The following is a 17,655-nucleotide window of genomic DNA, read 5'->3' on the forward strand; positions in this document are numbered from 1 at the left end:
ATGACTATTGATGGTAATAATATTTTTGATAAAATAATTAGACATTTCGTAAAAAAGAAATTGGATTGGATTGCTTTTGCTTTTTTTGCAGTTTTATCCATTTGGATAAGACTAAGCTATGCACCTGTGACAGATATAGAAGGCGGACTCTCGGACTACAATACCAGTTTATTGCCATGGGTGCGAGAATATTCCCAACTTGGGATTGTGGGAGGATTGGCTAAAGGGATAGGAAATTATTACATTCCCTATAATCTTTTTTTGGCAATTATACCCTTAACAGGAAGAAATCCTGCAATGTTGATTGCTGCGGTGTCGGCACTCTTTGATTACCTGACTGTATTTGCTATTTACAAAATAGTAAAGCTGCTCATGACAAGAGGAATAGTTTCTATTCGACCTCAGTATGTTAAGGTGGCATCGATCCTATTCTCAATAATGCCTGTCATGGTTTTGAATAGTTCTTTATGGAAACAATGTGACTCGATATACACAAGCTTTGTACTTTTTTCGTTATATTATTTTTTTAGGAATAAAACTAATATTTCTTTTATTTTTTTGGGAATAGCTTTCTGCTTTAAACTACAGAGCATTTTTATAATTCCTTTCTTTCTAATAGCTTATTTGCTAACAGATAAGATCAGCATCGTGCATTTTTTATACATACCCCTTTGCTATTTTATTGCGGGAATTCCTGCTATTGTATGTGGAAGGAATGCGCTTTCTGTTTATGGAATTTATTTTGGACAGGTGAGTGATAATCAATCGACGAAGCTAATTTCGGAAAGCTTTCCGGGGATTTACAACATTGGACTTTCCTCATCTTTGTTCAATAATCTTGCAATTCTAATAGCAATATCAGTTATGGCAATTGTTTTGTTAGTGGTAAGTAAATACTATATTTTAAAAGAATTTAGTGAATTTGAATGGCTATATTTAGCCGGATTTAGTGCCTTGACATGCGTGGAATTCTTACCCAATATGCATGATAGGTATGACTATCTGCCAATCATGATAATGACAATTATTGCCGTTTTTTTTAGGAAAGAGGTTATTATCCCCACACTTGGGTTACATTTGGTATCGGCCTGTGTTTATGGTAGATTTTTGTTTGGTTATGATATTGATATGCGTGTACTATCGGTCGCATATCTAGTATTCTATATATGGATTTCATTTGATTTTATTGAAAAAGTATTGATTGGATCAAGGAAAGAAGTATTAGTGAATGAAAAAAAATAATGGGAAATACCAATTATTATTTAAATATAGTGTTGTCTGGATATTATGTGCAATAGTTATTTTTTTGCCGTTTATTCCAGGAAGAAAGAGCCTTGTAATATTTGATGATGGTATTAATCAATGTTATCCGGCCCTAAAATACTTGGGAAATTGGTATCGCGAACTGTTTAAAGGCAATTTCAAAATGTATGACTTTGTCATAGGATATGGAGATGATGTTATTGGTAGTCTTAGTTGGTACGGCTTGGGGGATATATTACTTATTCCTTTTTGCTTTGCACCGGATAATTTATTGGAGGTGTCTTATACGCTTTCAATTTTTTTTAGGCTGTTTTTATCAGGGCTATTTTTTTTATTTGCTGTAAACAAAGATCTGCCTGATTATGCAAAAATCACCGGTGCGGTAATGTATTGCTTTTCCCCATTTACATTTCAATATTCTTTTATATTTTTGATTTTTTCTACACCGATTGTATGGGTTCCGGTGATTTTCTCAGGAGTACAAGAAATTTTATCTGAAAGAAAAGTTATCTCTAAAAAGTTGTTTTGCGGTGTGTTTTTCTTATCTATGTGCGGATTTTACTTTTTATACATGACAATAATATCTTTTGGTGTGCTAATCATTGTAGAAATAGTGTTTGATGCAGTTAGAAAAAAAGCCGTCAAAAATATTTTGTTAAAAGCAATGAGAGTTGTTATAAATTCAACGCTTGGAATACTATCTGCCTCATTTATACTTATTCCTGTGGTGTTACATTTTTTACAATCGACAAGAACATCAGGTATTTCAGTTACTTTACAGGATTTATTGGGGTATGGGAAATTTACAGATGCCTTGGATAATAATCTATTCTTCGCAACGATTTCTAGAGTCATTAATAATGGAGTAGAATATGATCAGTTTGTGCTTCCGCTTATTTCACCATTGGCATTAGTCATCGGATTTTTTTTATTGCATCATCATAGGAGAATTCATAAAACAAAAACATTGGTCATGGTTTTAATTGCACTTTTTGCAATGTTTAGTAATGGTGCAGCACTTGTCATGAATTCTTTTTCCGCTATTTATTTCAGATATTATCTTTTTATATTTTTTGCCTTTTCTTTTATGGTTGCCGAGATAATGCCGATTATGCATGGCCTTTGGGATTGGATTGACTCACTGATATCTTTAATCTTTATTATGCTGAATGTATATGTTTTAGCATCAGGCGCTCGAATAGGTGAAGATGGTGTATTTATTTTTATTTTTGTGATTATGGCTTTTACCATGATAGTAAGTTTACAAAAAGGGTACGACATGAGAATCGTTGCGGCCGTTGGTGTGCTCCACGTTGCGCTTTTTGGATATTTTTACAATGCTCCATTCGAAAAAGGAGGAAGAGGTTTTAATGGTTACACTTACTGGCTTCATGGCGCGCAGAATGATATTGAAGAGTCTCAACTTTCAGAGCTATCAAAACAAAATAATGATACCGAATTTGAGAGAATGGATATAGGCGGTAATTCTATTAATGAGTCATTGTATTTTGATGTTCCGACAACTTATTCGTATTACAGTATCTGTAATGGAGAAATGCTTGGGTTTCTTTCGGAATATGGCGTCTCGACAGCGATAAAAAGTACATTTGCTTATCAGGGAATAGATGAAAGACAGGTGTTGGAGTCAATCTTTTCTACAAGCTATTTTAATAATGGGGTTGAAGACGAAGTGGTGGAGCAAAATGATTATAAATTGCCGATTGGATTTTGTATTTCAAACATTATATCAAATAAAAATATAAGCCAACTTTCACAACTTGAAAAACAAATGTTGTTAACAAGAACTGTTGTACTTGAAGATGATGATTATGAAGAAGTTGCTACGAAGAATGTGAAGGGGATTTCTTTTGATTCAGAGGCAGGAAAAGAGGAGGAAAGTGATTTACCGGATTTAGAAGAGACAAAAATAACAGAAATACCATGTGAAATAGAGATTGGAAGTGGCATATCTATATTAAATGGAAAGCTGGATGTTGAAGAAGGAGCAACTATTAAGGTTATATTTTCGATGGATAAAATTAAAGAACAATCGAAAGGCAGTCTGAATGAAATATATTTGGTTATGCCCGATATTTATTCGTATGAATCGGAGGACATAAAGGTAGGCATTAAAAAGCTCAGAATATGTGCTATGGAAGATGAGAATTACCTTCCGAACTATGACAGATATATAAATATTACAGATGTTGCGAATGACGGAACGGTTGATATTGTGTTTGAAGAAGCAGGGAGTTATAACTTTGGCGGAATCAAGGTTGTGGAAATATATGATGGTAATTATGGAAAGGTTATAGATAAATTAACAGATAAATCAATGAAAGATTTCTGTTATATCAATAATGAAATTAGTGGAACAATCGAAAATAATGAGAATTCATTCATGTTATTTTCTATTCCTTATAGCGTAGGATGGAAAGCAATTGTTGATGGAGATGAGACGAAAGTTTATAAAGCTGATTATGGATTAATGGGTATAATGCTTGACTCTGGCAAACATAGTATCGAATTAAAATATACTACCCCGGGTATGATTGTTGGGGGGATTATAAGCATAACCAGTTTAATTGGATTTATGTTTATGAGTAAACGTTACAATAAAGGATATATTAAGAACTGCTAATAGTAAAAGGGTTATGCAATAATAATTTATACAAAAGAGATTGATAATGTTATACTGTCAGTTGGCAATAAAAAAATATAATAATCTAGATACGCTATAATTAATCAAGCTCAGAATATTGCAAAAAGGTTTATCTGAAATTATGAAAGCTGATGAGAAAAACGAGACCCAAAAAGCTCTAAAAAACTCAGTATGGGTCATTCTGTCTAAAATAATTAATATTGTAATTGGTTTATTTGCGAGCATACTGGTGACTAGATATCTGGGAGCGGAACAAAAGGGAATAATGGCAGATGCATCTGCGATATCCTCTCTTTTCGGTTTTATTGCAGGATTTGGAATAATGGATATCCTGATTTCTAAATTTGCAAGTGAATATCAGAAATCAGGAATAATAGCTGCGACGGGCATGTTTTTGATGCTTTTGGGAGGCAGTTTGGCATTTGTGGTCACGCTTGCATTCGCATTATGTTTGGGAGTGACAAGGCAGGTATTCATATATGTTGTTATATGCACGTTGCCCTATTTTTATCACTTTCTTTTTGTGTTTGAATACTGGTTTTACAGCAGATCCAATTCGAAGAGCTATGCTATAGCTCAGTCTATAATACATATAATTATCCTTTTTGTAAGAGTTGCTGGTGTGCCATTAAAGGCTCCACTGACTTTTTTTATAGTCATAACAATATTGGAAAGTGCATTGGTTGAAATTTCAGCGCTTGTATGTTACAAAAAATCGGATGATCATTTTATAGGCAGTTTTTGCGTCGATTTTAATCTTGCCAAAGAAATGGCAAAATTGGCTCTGCCTATGATATTATCAGGATTTGCTTCGGCGGTTTATCTGAAAATAGATCAGATTATGATAGGAAAACTTATGGGCCATGTGGAATTGGGGCTATACTCTGTTGCAGTGACATTGGCAGAGTACTGGTATTTTGTGCCGTCATCTCTTAATAGCTCATTTCTGCCGGTGTTGTCAAGTAACGCCGGTGATGAAAATGCTTACTACAACAGGCTTCAAAAATTTGCTGATTTGGTTGTATTTATCGGTTATATAGCTGCAATAGGAGTCATGATATGCGGGCGATGGGGTATAAATCTTTTATATGGCTCGGAATTTGACGGTAGTGCAGCGATTTTGATGATATATATATGGTCTGGCGTTTTTACATGTCTTGCGTTGCCTGCAAACAGTACATATCTTATCAAGAAAGACACAAAGCTTATATTGATAATAAATATAGCGGGAGCTCTGATTAATTTTCTGTTGAATTTGCTGCTTATACAGCAACTGGGAGCAATTGGTGCGGCGCTTGCTACGCTTTTGGAATATATGATAGTTGCATTTGGGCAGATGATTATACTGCGTGGAAAGTATAGGAAACTATATATTACTCAGTTGAAATCTTTGTTCCCATTTGTAAGAATTGCAAAATATGGATATGAAGCAATTTCGTCAAGGATGTAAATATGGATAAAGTTTATATGAATTATAATAGGCCGGCATGGAAGTTTTATAAAAGCAGATATAAGTTCAGAGACTATTACCTTAACAGAATTATAAGCAGACATATAACAATGCCCTTATTTGGCAAAGAAGCACATATTTATTTTTATGGTGGGAAATTTTTACATAATGCTGAGTGGGCCAACCAAAAAATCGCTGAGTTGATAAATGGAGAAGAGCCTTTTATGGTCTCTCGTTTCGGAAATACTGAGCTACATGTTATGAATGCTGTAATCGACAGACGGCTATTTGGGGAAAATGCTCAGAATGCAGCAGAGATGGAAGAGTGGTGGAAATTATTGTATACCGGAGCAGGCTTCTTTCCCTTTGATAGCAGATATCAGGATGATTTTGGAGATATCATGTTAGATAGTATTTCTAATGTAGACATTCTCGGTACTTGGAATAGACCTATGGAGGATTATCACCTTAGAGCTACTATGAAAAATGCTTCAATAACTGTGCTTAGATGGTTGGAACCATGGTATAGTAAAACACCATGGACCAGGGCGCTTGAAGGAAAAAAGGTGCTGGTCATACATCCTTTCGAAAAGTCAATAAGAGAACAATACGAAAAGAAAAAAGAAGTATTCCCGAATGGACTTTTACCGGACTTTAATTTGGATGTTTTAAAGGCGGTGCAATCTATAGGGGATAATAATGAATATGGGTTTGGAACCTGGTTTGATGCGTTGGAATATATGAAAAATGAAGCTATGAAAAGAGATTTTGAAGTTGCCATAATAGGCTGTGGGGCTTATGGCATGCCACTTGCTTCAATGCTAAAAAAAGAGGGAAAAAAGACAATACACCTTGGCGGTGTTACTCAGTGTTTATTTGGAATAAAGGGCAGCAGATGGGTTAACAGCCCTATTGATAAAATCATACCAATGAATGAAAATTGGATTTATCCCGATGAAACAGAAATTCCGCTTGGAGCAGCTGATGTTGAAGGAGGGTGCTATTGGAAATAATTACTAAAGGCATAAGCAGAAGCAAATTGATACATGTATTGGATTGTTTTGTCATGTTTTTGCTATGCTTTATGATTTTTTATAAACTTACGGATTCTTTTGCTTTTTATCTTTCTTGGCCGAAATGGTGGGGGAACTTGTGGAAAATTGCTGTTGATGCCTGTTGTATTGTGGCCGGAGTTAAGATTTATATTTATTTTGATATCGATAAAAAAAGATCAATAGCAGCGCTATTAATTATGCTGACGGTTACATTGATGAATATGTTTGAACTCAATGATTATGTATATCTTGGCGCTGTGATAGTGATGTTTATGTATGTTGACTATAATAAAATTGCTATAGTCTACACCTCCTTTATGGGGAGTCTCTTAGCTGTAATTTTAATATGCTCATTATTGGATATAATTCCAAATTTTTATGGGGACACTGCCAGATTGCAGGGGATAAAAGTGTATTCATTGGGGTATGTTGAACATAATGGTTTTATGTTGTTCTTTTCTTTCTGGGCCTTTGCGTTTTTGTTTGTAGTGAAAAAACACAGAATGGTAGCAGTGTTTTTGGTAATGGCGATTACCGGAGCTTTATATTACTTTACTGCAAGCCTGACGTCTATGGCAATAATAGGAATTGGCTGCATGTTGTGTCTATTAAATGAGGGCATTGAAAAACTATCCCCAAGGTCATTTTTATATAGTGTAAAACAAAAACTTTTATATTTTTTGGTGGGCATGCCAATTTACTGTGCTATGGGACTGGCCGGTCTTGTGCTTTGGTTCAATATCACATTACCACCGTATGGAGCAAACACATTCAATTCCAGGCTGATGCTTATTGACAGAGCACTGGAAGAAGTGGGATTTAATTTGCCGAAGAGTAATTATGAACGAGTTGCTGATACATCTTTTAATATAATTACCGGAACGGGCGCATTGAACTATTATGGTGGAGAAACGCTGTATGGAGGAAGCTTTGTTCAAAACGGCTTAATGGTTGTAATACTGTGGATAGCTCTTATTATGGCGGTTCTATACAAGGCTCTGAAAAATAAGCACTACACGATATTTTTTGCTGTGGTGGCGCTCTCAATACTTGGAATGTCTGAGGGATTTCATGTTAATGTTGCGTGTAGTATTTTTTGGATCTATCTGTTTGCAGGAACGAGAAAAGGAAAGAATAAATGCAAAAGATAAAAAAACTGCTTGTTTGTATAATGGTGACAATTGCGGTTACTGCTATTGTTTTAATAGTTTATTCCAAAGTTAATGGAAAAGTAGGAATTTCATTGGAGCCTGCATCTAAAAATGCGCAAGAGATGATTTTAGATTCAGTTCCGTTTCATCAGGTTTTTACACTTGAAAACGTTAAGGGAATTGGTTTGTATTTGTACAAAAAAGATGAAACTCAAGAAGGGAAAGTGTATATCTCTATTGGAGATGAGGACACAAAAGAAGTACTGCTTGAGAGAGAAATTCCTGTTAGCGAAATACCTGATAAATTAAGCGACCCTATATATATTATGTCTGAGAGTGGACATATAGAGTATTGTGACAATTACTATTTTGAGATTTATACAGACAGTACGGGAGAAGTATATACATACACTGCTCAAACAAGCAACGAGAGTATAGGAGCATTAACATATGGAGAGATCAGCTACAATCGTGTAATAGCATTTGAAGTGCTAAGCAGAAATGTGCATTTTGGATTCATAGTATTTTTGCTTGTAATATGCTGCATATTTTCATTTTTGATATACAAAGTATTTGAGGCAAGTGCAAGGAAAGTGAGAAGACGCGTAAGATCAAAAAAGGGGAATTTTGCAAAAGATGTTCTGTTTTTGATTACAGTTATAACAGTATTATTGGCTACAGGTATCATTGACGAAAATAGCTTTTACAGAAAACTTAAGGTTGTCGATATGGATAATAGTCTGTTTGAAGATGGAATTACACTTGGAGAACATTCCAGCTATCAACTGACATTCGAAGTCGAGAAAGAAAACCTGCATGATATTTATATAGAAATGGACAACTATTCTGATGATACGGCAGTTTTTGTGGCTTCGATACAAGATGGACACGAGGAAGTATTTAAATCTGTTCAATCTGATGCACTTAACTATGAAGATGATAAACATTATATATGGGATGTATCCGATTTGGATTTGGAAGAAGGGGCTGAATATGATTTGTTCTTTTTCACGGGGTATATTGAAGAAGACCAGTTGACTCCTATAATCACAGGGGTAAGCTTTGGATATGGAAAAACCGGCATTTCAATAGCAAAGGTTCTATTTGCTGTTATACTCTGTGCCGGGTGGTTGGGCTATTCCTGGTGGAAAAGAACAAAGCTGGTATGATAATTAAGGTAAATGAAAAATAAGAATAGAGTCAATAATTGAATTATCAGAAGTATTCTATAATAATTTGAAATAGATAAAAATGATATAAAACTCTCTTGAGAAGATTGCAGTACATATATTCATGACGTAAGAATTAATCCTAATCCGGATTATGATTATCTAAGTTTACAATTTGCCTATTTGCCTTGTTCTCAAATGAAGATACTGGAGATGGCTATGGTATTCAGGCAGATTGGTAAGAAACTATTAGGTAAATAACATGGGAGCATATTTAAATACTATGACGAGGAATACAATATGAAAATTAAAAGTATACAATTAATGAACTTCAGAGGAATCAAGAATGCTAAAATTGAACTTGACGGAAAGTGTGCTGTTCTGTACGGAATAAATGGAGCAGGCAAGACAACAATCCTGCGTGCAATTGATTTAATATATGCAAATATTATCGGAACATTACTTGGCACGCGAAAAAGGCTTGCTGAACTTGAACTTGATGATATTAATAATGACAGCTCAGTAGCGAAGGCGGGTATTCAATTTGTATTAGACAACGGGGAGAAATATTTCTATAGAAGACAAATTGATACGAATAGCAAAAAAACTCATAACAAACAGGAGTTAAATGCTATTACAAGTCGATTTATCAAGAAATATATTGATGAGATTGTAGAGAATGAAAATGGGGCGTCACAAATACTAAAGAAGACTGATCCAATGCCCATATTCGTAAATTATGGTGTAAACAGAGCTGTATTGGATATGCCTATTACAGATTCTATCAGAAAATATGGAAGATTAGATGCATTTGAGAATGCTATAGAAAGTAAGATTGATTTTAAGAACTTTCTGACATGGTTTAGACAGCAGGAAGATTTGGAAAATGAGATAATTGCCAGAACCAAAAAGGAAATAGGCAAGGATATTAAACTTCCAGGATTAGAGGCGGTTAGAACGGCCATGTTGTCAATGTTTCCTGAATTTTCATCCGTGAGATTTGATCGTACCATGAATACTCTTATGTTTGAAAAAAGTGGTGACAATCTAAAATTGAATCAGTTATCTGATGGTGAGAAATGCATGATAGCACTTTTTGGAGATATTGCAAGACGTATGGTTATTGCAAACGATAATGTGTTAGTGAATCCTTTAAATGTAAGTGGCGTTGTACTTATTGATGAGGTTGATCTACATCTTCATCCATCGTGGCAAAGAGAAATTGGAAAAACATTAAATGAGACATTTCCTAATGTGCAATTCATTTTGACCACTCATTCGCCTCAGGTTTTAGGAGGATTATCTGAACGATATAGTGTTTTTGCTATAAAACGAGAAAATGATGAAGTGTTAGTAAATAGAGCCGATTCATTATTTGGGTGGGATACTAATATTATATTGGAAGAAGCAATGGGGACACCAAGGATGGAACAAACTGTCTTGGAGCACGTTGAGAAGATGTATCAGGCATATGAAGATGAGAATTTAGATGAAGCTGAAAAAGAAGCAGATATAATAGATAATATCACAAATGGGCATAATGATAGTGCTGCTCCTATGCGAGTTATGATTTCTAGGAAGCGGAGAGTGATGAATAAATGAGGAAAATAAACAAAATGTCATCTCCGGATTGGTTTGAAAAGTGGAAAGATGATTATAAAAGTAGTAATGGTGACGATGCAGGGTATGAAGATTTAGATAATATGACGCGTAGAAATCTAAGAGAGCAACTTATTAGTGAGCAGGGAAAAATATGCTGCTATTGCATGCGCAGAATAAATCTTAATGCATCACATATAGAACATTTTAAACCAAGAGAAAAATACAAAAAGCTTGAGATGGATTACAACAATATGTTTGCATCATGTACTGGACAGGAAAACGAAGCTCAATATATAAAATGGCATTGTGATCCGCGCAAAGATAATTGGTTTGATGAACGAATGCCGGAATTAACTTCTTTTGATATAGAAAAATGTATCAAGTATCAATATAGCGGAAGAGTCGTACCTTATCACGAAAAAAATGATTCTCGCCATGAGCTTGAAAAGATAATGATTGAAAAACTGGGATTAAATGCGGATTATCTTGTGCGCAATAGAAGGTTAGCGATAAGTAAATCTGAACTTTCGGACGAGGTTGAATATAGCGATTCGGATTGGTCTGATTTTATTAGATATTATGACAACATACACAATGGTGAATACGAAGAATACTGTGGAATGTTCATCGTGCTTATGAACGAATTGATTAAGGGAACCTATAAGAATTAAAAGCAAAGTATTCTTATGGCAGAAAACAAATGGAGATGAAAAAGAGAGTTTTATATTCCACTTTAGGATTGATTATTTTATTTTACATATATATTTGTTGGTTGATGCTTGGGTATGCAATCCCACAGGATTTGATGCGGGAAAATTTTGAGATTTCCGGTAAAGAATTTCAGGAACAGGGAGAGTATCCTGAGCATCGTGGTGGCGGTTGGGATAATTATACGGATTCTTTCTTTATCAATTCAGTCATGACAAGGTATAGTGATTCAACATTTGTGAATGCTATTGCCAATGCTTATACCAATGCTTCTGTCTATGGTGATTCTTCTAGCCATTTTGAGGCGCTTTATAACGGACAGTTTGATAATGGGGAAATAGACTTTTACTCAAGATATTGGGCAGGGAGTAAGACTCTATTTGCTTTTCTTTTGATTTTTATGCCACTTAGCGGGATAAGAGTGTTTCTGTTAGCAGTAACGCTAGCGCTTTTAATAGTAGCGTGTTTTTGTATATTCAGGACAAATGGAATTATAAGCGCCCTTGTGTTTGCGGGGCTCTTTGAATTGAAAATTATGCTGTATTCATCAATGTGTCTGGCATTTAGTCCGGATATATTGCTTACACTGATTGGTTTTATTTTGGTTTACGGGGCATATGTGAAAAAAGATGCGAAACCTCTTTTGGTTGGATTTTTTCTTATAGGATCTTTTAGTGCATATTGGGGATACTGGGCGTATCCTGTAATTACGATAGGACTGCCATTGATATATATGGTGACGATTGATAATAGGTATGCTTTGGGATATAGACTGCGTGATTATTTATCAATATCAGTTTGCTGGGCAGTAGGACTTGCGTCTACTATATTGGTCAAGATTGTTCTTGCTGGCTTGGTCATGGGAATAGACGATGGTGCGGACAAATTGCTCCTTCGTATGGGCAATGAGTATTCATACGGATACAGGTTTGTAGTATTAAGGAGTTTTATTGCAGATGAGATAAAGACAAGCTATATTTTACCAGTAGTAGTTGCTGGATTGGTTTTATGTCTTATTGCAATATTATTGAACAAAAAGTATATTGTAAATGTTGTTCCATATGTTATGCTGGCTCTTTATCCCATTGTATGGGCATATTTAACCAGTGGACATTTGGGACACTATTTTGATAAGACATTTATGGTTGTTTCTTATTATGCCATTTTTTCTTTTGCTATAGAGTGTATTAGAGACAAGATCCGGACTAAAAATATAACATAAGCGGAGCATTTGTTAATGAATATTATAAAGTCAAATAAATTAAGTACCTTCATCATGTTTGCCATTTTTGGCTCGATTCTTCTGGCTTTTTTAGGAGGCGGAGGAACAGGCGATGCGCAGTATTTTATGGGATGGATAGAAAATGCCGATAAGTATGGGATAATAGATGGATTTAATGAGAATCACGATATGTATCCCCCATATTCTGCGCTTATTTTGTATCTTGTTTATCGACTTTTTATTTTTGTTCCTAATGCAGCTCTTTTCTCAATAAGGTTCTGTACAGCAGCATTTATGCTGATCAGTTGCTTGGTGGCGAAAGTCATATTTAAAAATGACAAAATGGTGTATATATTGTTTTTTACGACTTTCTTATCAGTAACAAATGGTTATCTGGATATTTTTATAGTACCGTTTGCGCTTATTGCCTATAATTTTTTCAAAAAAGAGAATTATCTATTAGGTGGATTATTTCTATGTCTGATGTGTCTTATGAAATATCAGCCGCTTATCATAATGCCAATTGTGGCTGTGGGATTTGTAGACATTAACAGAGAAAAAAAGAGTTTAGAGTTTAAGTGGGATAAGATAATACAGATGTGTATGGGTGCTGTTATTCCGCTTATTGTTACTTTCGCCATCTATAAAAAGCCTTTTTTCTGGTCAATTTATGTAGCTCTTTTTAGAGATAGTAATTTCATTTCACCTAACGGTCTTAATTTTGGGTGGATTGTACAGTTTTTTTATGAAAAAATAACAGGGACTCTTGCAGGAAATAAAGTCGACATCATGTGGAGCGTACCTTTTAAAGCTTTGGTAGCTTTTAAGTATGTTTTTGTATTGGGGTATATTGGTGTACTTATCAAGACTCTTTTGACAAGTGAAAAGAGTGTGGTTTACATTTTAAAGAACAGTTTTATTGTTTATATCCTGTACTATCTATTTAATACGAATGTTCACGAGAACCACTTTTTTGTAGGTGTTTTACTTGCAGTACTGATCTATTATGAAGTTGGGGACGAGTTTTTTTCGTTCCTCTGTGCTGCAGCGTTTATGTTTAATATAAATGTTGCAGTGTTTTATGGTGTGTGGGGCATTACCGGAGGATTCGACAGAATTATTCTCGGAGTGCTGGATCCGACAGTTGTTCTTGCGGCAGTGAATGTTATATTTGGAATAGTGATGATAGTATCGCTCTTTGAAAATAAGAGTTTGGATAGAAGTGAGATTAGTCAATAATATGAGTGCTCAAAAAGTATATTTATCAGAGATGTTGTATCTGCTCTACTTTACTGTTATGTTTGGTGCAAGGGCAGCAGGATTATACGAGGGGATGTTGTTGTATAACATCACCCTCGTTATTGGTATACTCTTGTTTGTTATAAAAGTTACGATGACAGAACATACGGTATTTGAGTATTTAGTTATGGCCTTGCTACTGGGAATGAGTCTATTAGTATATAAGAACACTGGAGAAAAAGGGCTTCTTCTATATATGACCATGATGCTGGGAATGAAAGGCGTGTCTCTACAAAAAATTGAAAAAGTGGGATTGACTATCCTAGGCGTGTGTTTTCCAGTACTTGTGTTTTTGTCAGTGACGGGAATTATTACTGACATCGCATATCCAGCGGATGGAAGACTACTTCCGGGACAGATGCTGAGGCGCTCCTTGGGATACCCTTATTTCAACACTATGTTCACAACTTATGTAGTTTTAGTTGCTCTGATCATGCTTGTTTGTGGATATCAGGAGAAAAAACAGCTAATTTTATCCAGTATTTTCTTTTTTATTGCCGGAGTTTATCTTTATATTTATTCTTGTTCCAATACAGGAATGATCGTGTTGACAGTATTTTTGATGATGAATATTGTTATGCAGAGTATGAAGATAAGTGCTTCCCCCAAAAGCAGAGCTGGAAGTATTGAAGATAAGCATAGAGGCCTAGGCATCTTTATTAGGATTCTGCTCATGTCGGTATATCCGCTAGGTATGGTGGCTTCAATTCTTTGCCCTCTGCTCATAGGTGGCGAGAGCTTTGAAATACTTGATAAGCTTTTTCACAATAGATTTAATTATGCCAATTATTACCTGACTCACGAGCCTGTGACTCTTTTCGGAACAAGATTTGCTCAGGCTCCTAATGAAAATTATCTAATTGACAGTTCATTCCTTTATTCATTTTTGCAGCTTGGAGTAGTGCCTTGTGTAGTATTAACAACTCTAATGATGGCGACAATCTGTAAGCTTATAAAAGAAAACAGAAGAATTGAGCTTGCTGTTGTTGTTAGTTTCTGTGTGCTGGGACTTTCAGATCCGTTTTTCTACAATTTGTCTTATAAGAACATTATGATGCTGTTTGCTGGGGAAACGCTGTGGGCATGGTTGGCAGAAATTGAAGATACATTGATTAAGAGATCGGAACTTAGCAATTCTTCGTTAAAGAAAGAAATAGTAAAAGCTTTAAGTGCGAAGATTTTTTTATTAAAATCAGGTAGGAAAGAATTTTATTACACAAATAGCCGTATATACGCAGTATGGGGTGAAATTGGCGAGTTTTTGAAATCAGTATTTGCTACCAAAGGAATAAGAAAACTTGTTATTATGATTGGGGTTTCGATAATCATTTTTGCTTTTGCTTATTATTCAGGGCGCGCTAATGTTGAAGGTATAGTTGATACCATACCGGAGTGGGAGTTTTTCCGCAGTGCAATGAGCCGCGGACTGTGGAGCGGAATGGCTGTTATGCTGATAGTGAATTTTAGGCAGAATGTGTTATAATGGCACGTAAAATGACAAGCATGGAAAGGAACACCACGTAAGGAGACATTACATGGCAAGTCCATTGTTTACAGTGATCACTGTCTGTTATAACAGTGAAAAGACAATAGAAAGAACTCTGCAGAGTGTGCTCAATCAGACTGAGCAGGATTATGAGTACCTCATAATTGACGGAGCGTCTACGGATGGCACTCTTGATGTAGTGAGGCGTTATGAACCTAAATTTAGGGGTAGGCTTCATATATTTTCTGAAAAAGATAATGGAATATATGATGCCATGAATAAGGGAATAGCCAAGGCTTCAGGAGAACTGATTGGCCTTGTTAATAGCGATGACTTCTATGAGTTTGATGCACTGGAGAATATGAAGAAAGTATATATGGAATGGATGACCGGCGAGGATAATAAAAATAACCATCATGTCATCCTATATGGTATGCAGAGGCGTCTTCGCGGCGGAGAAGAGATTGAGATCGAGTTTGTTAACCACAGGATTCTTGGGGAGGGAATGATCTGCCATCCCACATGTTTTGTAAGCCGCGAGGTTTACAGAGAGTTTGGAGCCTATGATACAAATTATAAGAGTGCGGCGGATCTGGATTTTCTTTTAAGAATAAAGAATAATACAGATACTACATTCGTTCCTGTATACCACATTATATCCAACTTCGAACTTGGTGGAATGTCTGCATCAGGTCGCGGTGCCAGAGAAGCTGCCAGAGTCAGATGTAAGTACGGAGTGTACTCCAGAACGAGGATGAACTACGTGATACTTCAGAGCAGAATAATAGATTTTGTGCATTGGGTGAAGAGGTTATGAACAAAAGTTTTACTAACAGAATACTTGGGATAGACGTAGCCGTCACGAATCTGGAAGATACAATAGAGTTAATTGCTCATCAGATTGATGAGCCGGGAAAAGATAGAGAAAAGTCACAGCGTTATATAAAGCTGGTTTCAGTTGAGGACTTACTCGCTGCGCAAACTGATAAGGCAAAGCGAAAGGAACTAGACAATGCAGAAATGCTGATCCCTGTAAGCGAGCCGATTGCATGGATTCAGAGGCTCCGTGGGTTTAAGACTGTAGAAGCAATCAGAGAGAAAAAGCTAAAGGAACAATTGGCAATTGCTCTAGGAGATAGAGCTGATGAATGCAAGTTATCCATTGTGTCTCCATGTAAATCAACATCAGCTTCCACTATCACGTTCCTGCTTAAATCCATTCCCGATGCTTTCAAATGGCAGAGAAAAAGGCTCGGTGATAAAAAGAATCTGCTTATTTACGCTCACTATTATTATCCGGATGTGGCATCTACAGGTCAGATATTGACTGAACTTGCCGAGGGGCTTAACGATACTTTTCATACAACAGTTATCTGCACAGTGCCAAGCTACACCGGAAAGATAGACAAAGAGTACAAAAAACATAAGTATTATTATGAAAATATTAATGGCGTTGATGTCTTGAGAATCAGGGTTCCTGAGTTTAGAAAGAACTTTTCCCCCAGCAGAATCATCAATATTATATCTTATTTTATAAGTGCTATATTTGCCACTGCACGCGTAGGCCACCAGGATTATGTCTATACAATTTCACAACCGCCTGTGTTGGGAGGGCTTCTTGGTGTGTTTGGTAAGCTTATTAAGAGAGCGAAGTTTATTTATAATATTCAGGATTTCAATCCGGAACAGGTAATGGCTGTTTCTTTTACCGGCAATAAGTTTGTGCTTGGAACAATGATGTGGCTTGATAAGCTGAGCTGCAGGTTCTCTGACAAAGTTATCGTCGTTGGCCGTGACATGGTGGAGACTCTTAAAAAGAGATTTCCTGAAAATATGCCTGATTACGTTCATATCAATAATTGGATCAATGAAAAAGAAATTGTGCCTCTTGAAGATGTCAATGAGAAGGTTACGGCTTTTAAAGAAAAATATGGTATTAAAGGCAAATTTGTCATTATGTATTCAGGGAACATCGGCCTTTACTATGACCTTTTGGAAATAGAGAAGATTATAAAAGAGTTTGATGCCCCTGAGTTCAGCGATGTTATTTTTGCTTTTGTTGGTCAGGGAACTGTTCTTGAAGAGATGAAGGCTTATCAGGAAAAAGAGAAACTGAAGAATATTGTCTTTATCCCATATCAGAATAAGGAAGATTTGGTTTATAGCTTAAATGCCGGAGATGTGCATTTTGTTGTTAATGCCAAGGGAATCAAGGGCGTTTCTGTGCCAAGTAAACTCTATGGTGTGATGGCAGCAGGAAAGCCGGTTCTTGGAATATTGGAAGAAGGATCTGAGGCACGTCTTATTGTTGAAGAGGCACAGTGCGGTGTTGTTGCTGATCCCGGAGACTATGATGCTATAAGGAAAGTCATCAGGTATTTTATTGATAATCGTGGCAGTAAGAATGGTTTTGCAGTTAATGCAACTGATTTTTCGGAAGATTCTTTACACAATATGGGTATGAGAGGCCGCAGATTTCTCGATGAGCATCTTACAAGGGATGTCTCAATAAAAAAATATGCTGATGAGATCTTGAAGATAAGATAACCATCGAAAGGACTAGAACTTGTCTATTTTTTTATTTATAA

13 protein-coding genes are annotated in these 17,655 nt (G+C 35.8%); all 13 read left to right on the forward strand.

Translation table 11 applies throughout. From position 1 onward, the window contains the following. A complete protein-coding gene (locus tag BM146_RS00480) occupies positions 1-1,242 on the forward strand; it encodes a hypothetical protein (protein WP_074882821.1) in 1,242 nt (413 codons plus the stop codon). After that, a complete protein-coding gene (locus tag BM146_RS00485; RefSeq protein WP_074882823.1) occupies positions 1,229-3,904 on the forward strand; it encodes a YfhO family protein in 2,676 nt (891 codons plus the stop codon). Before BM146_RS00480 ends, BM146_RS00485 begins: the two co-directional genes overlap by 14 nt. Before the next feature lie 142 nt (positions 3,905-4,046). Then, the gene (locus BM146_RS00490) at positions 4,047-5,375 is read left to right on the forward strand and encodes a flippase (protein ID WP_074882825.1); all 1,329 of its coding nucleotides are present in this window, start codon (positions 4,047-4,049) and stop codon (positions 5,373-5,375) included. A gap of 2 nt (positions 5,376-5,377) precedes the next feature. Next, on the forward strand, positions 5,378-6,388 hold the full coding sequence (locus BM146_RS00495; RefSeq protein WP_083413331.1) for a hypothetical protein: 1,011 nt from the start codon (positions 5,378-5,380) through the stop codon (positions 6,386-6,388). 137 nt (positions 6,389-6,525) lie between these two features. After that, positions 6,526-7,581: a hypothetical protein gene (locus BM146_RS00500; protein ID WP_143087379.1), complete on the forward strand. Its 1,056-nt coding sequence runs from the start codon at positions 6,526-6,528 to the stop codon at positions 7,579-7,581. Further along, positions 7,569-8,750 (forward strand): hypothetical protein, encoded by a 1,182-nt coding sequence (locus tag BM146_RS00505; RefSeq protein ID WP_074882829.1) that lies wholly within the window; start codon positions 7,569-7,571, stop codon positions 8,748-8,750. The genes BM146_RS00500 and BM146_RS00505 overlap by 13 nt, the downstream gene beginning before the upstream one ends. Positions 8,751-9,050: 300 nt before the next feature. Next, positions 9,051-10,352 carry an AAA family ATPase gene (locus tag BM146_RS00510; RefSeq protein WP_074882831.1) on the forward strand — a complete coding sequence of 434 codons (1,302 nt, stop codon included), beginning with the start codon at positions 9,051-9,053 and terminating at the stop codon, positions 10,350-10,352. After that, positions 10,349-11,023, forward strand: a complete 675-nt coding sequence (locus tag BM146_RS00515; protein WP_074882833.1) for a retron system putative HNH endonuclease — start codon at positions 10,349-10,351, stop codon at positions 11,021-11,023. Before BM146_RS00510 ends, BM146_RS00515 begins: the two co-directional genes overlap by 4 nt. Positions 11,024-11,157: 134 nt before the next feature. Continuing rightward, positions 11,158-12,282, forward strand: coding sequence for a hypothetical protein (locus tag BM146_RS00520; RefSeq protein ID WP_143087380.1), 1,125 nt, complete (start codon positions 11,158-11,160; stop codon positions 12,280-12,282). A 15-nt stretch (positions 12,283-12,297) separates the two neighbouring features. Further along, entirely contained in the window at positions 12,298-13,521 is a 1,224-nt protein-coding gene (locus tag BM146_RS00525; RefSeq protein WP_074882837.1) for a hypothetical protein, read from the forward strand. 1 nt (position 13,522) lies between these two features. Next, positions 13,523-15,064, forward strand: coding sequence for a hypothetical protein (locus tag BM146_RS00530; RefSeq protein ID WP_074882841.1), 1,542 nt, complete (start codon positions 13,523-13,525; stop codon positions 15,062-15,064). A 52-nt stretch (positions 15,065-15,116) separates the two neighbouring features. Next, entirely contained in the window at positions 15,117-15,884 is a 768-nt protein-coding gene (locus BM146_RS00535) for a glycosyltransferase family 2 protein (protein WP_074882843.1), read from the forward strand. After that, positions 15,881-17,614, forward strand: a complete 1,734-nt coding sequence (locus BM146_RS00540) for a glycosyltransferase family 4 protein (RefSeq protein WP_242949311.1) — start codon at positions 15,881-15,883, stop codon at positions 17,612-17,614. The genes BM146_RS00535 and BM146_RS00540 overlap by 4 nt, the downstream gene beginning before the upstream one ends. The last annotated feature ends 41 nt before the right edge of the window (positions 17,615-17,655 follow it).

It is taken from the genome of Butyrivibrio proteoclasticus, from assembly GCF_900115735.1.
Taxonomy (GTDB): Bacteria; Bacillota; Clostridia; order Lachnospirales; family Lachnospiraceae; genus Butyrivibrio; species Butyrivibrio proteoclasticus_B.

Coding starts and splice junctions, on each gene's coding strand:
- BM146_RS00480 (WP_074882821.1), top strand. CDS start 1: ATGACTATTGATGGTAATAATATTTTTGATAAAATAATTAGACATTTC.
- BM146_RS00485 (WP_074882823.1), top strand. CDS start 1,229: ATGAAAAAAAATAATGGGAAATACCAATTATTATTTAAATATAGTGTT.
- BM146_RS00490 (WP_074882825.1), top strand. CDS start 4,047: ATGAAAGCTGATGAGAAAAACGAGACCCAAAAAGCTCTAAAAAACTCA.
- BM146_RS00495 (WP_083413331.1), top strand. CDS start 5,378: ATGGATAAAGTTTATATGAATTATAATAGGCCGGCATGGAAGTTTTAT.
- BM146_RS00505 (WP_074882829.1), top strand. CDS start 7,569: ATGCAAAAGATAAAAAAACTGCTTGTTTGTATAATGGTGACAATTGCG.
- BM146_RS00510 (WP_074882831.1), top strand. CDS start 9,051: ATGAAAATTAAAAGTATACAATTAATGAACTTCAGAGGAATCAAGAAT.
- BM146_RS00515 (WP_074882833.1), top strand. CDS start 10,349: ATGAGGAAAATAAACAAAATGTCATCTCCGGATTGGTTTGAAAAGTGG.
- BM146_RS00520 (WP_143087380.1), top strand. CDS start 11,158: ATGCGGGAAAATTTTGAGATTTCCGGTAAAGAATTTCAGGAACAGGGA.
- BM146_RS00525 (WP_074882837.1), top strand. CDS start 12,298: ATGAATATTATAAAGTCAAATAAATTAAGTACCTTCATCATGTTTGCC.
- BM146_RS00530 (WP_074882841.1), top strand. CDS start 13,523: ATGAGTGCTCAAAAAGTATATTTATCAGAGATGTTGTATCTGCTCTAC.
- BM146_RS00535 (WP_074882843.1), top strand. CDS start 15,117: ATGGCAAGTCCATTGTTTACAGTGATCACTGTCTGTTATAACAGTGAA.
- BM146_RS00540 (WP_242949311.1), top strand. CDS start 15,881: ATGAACAAAAGTTTTACTAACAGAATACTTGGGATAGACGTAGCCGTC.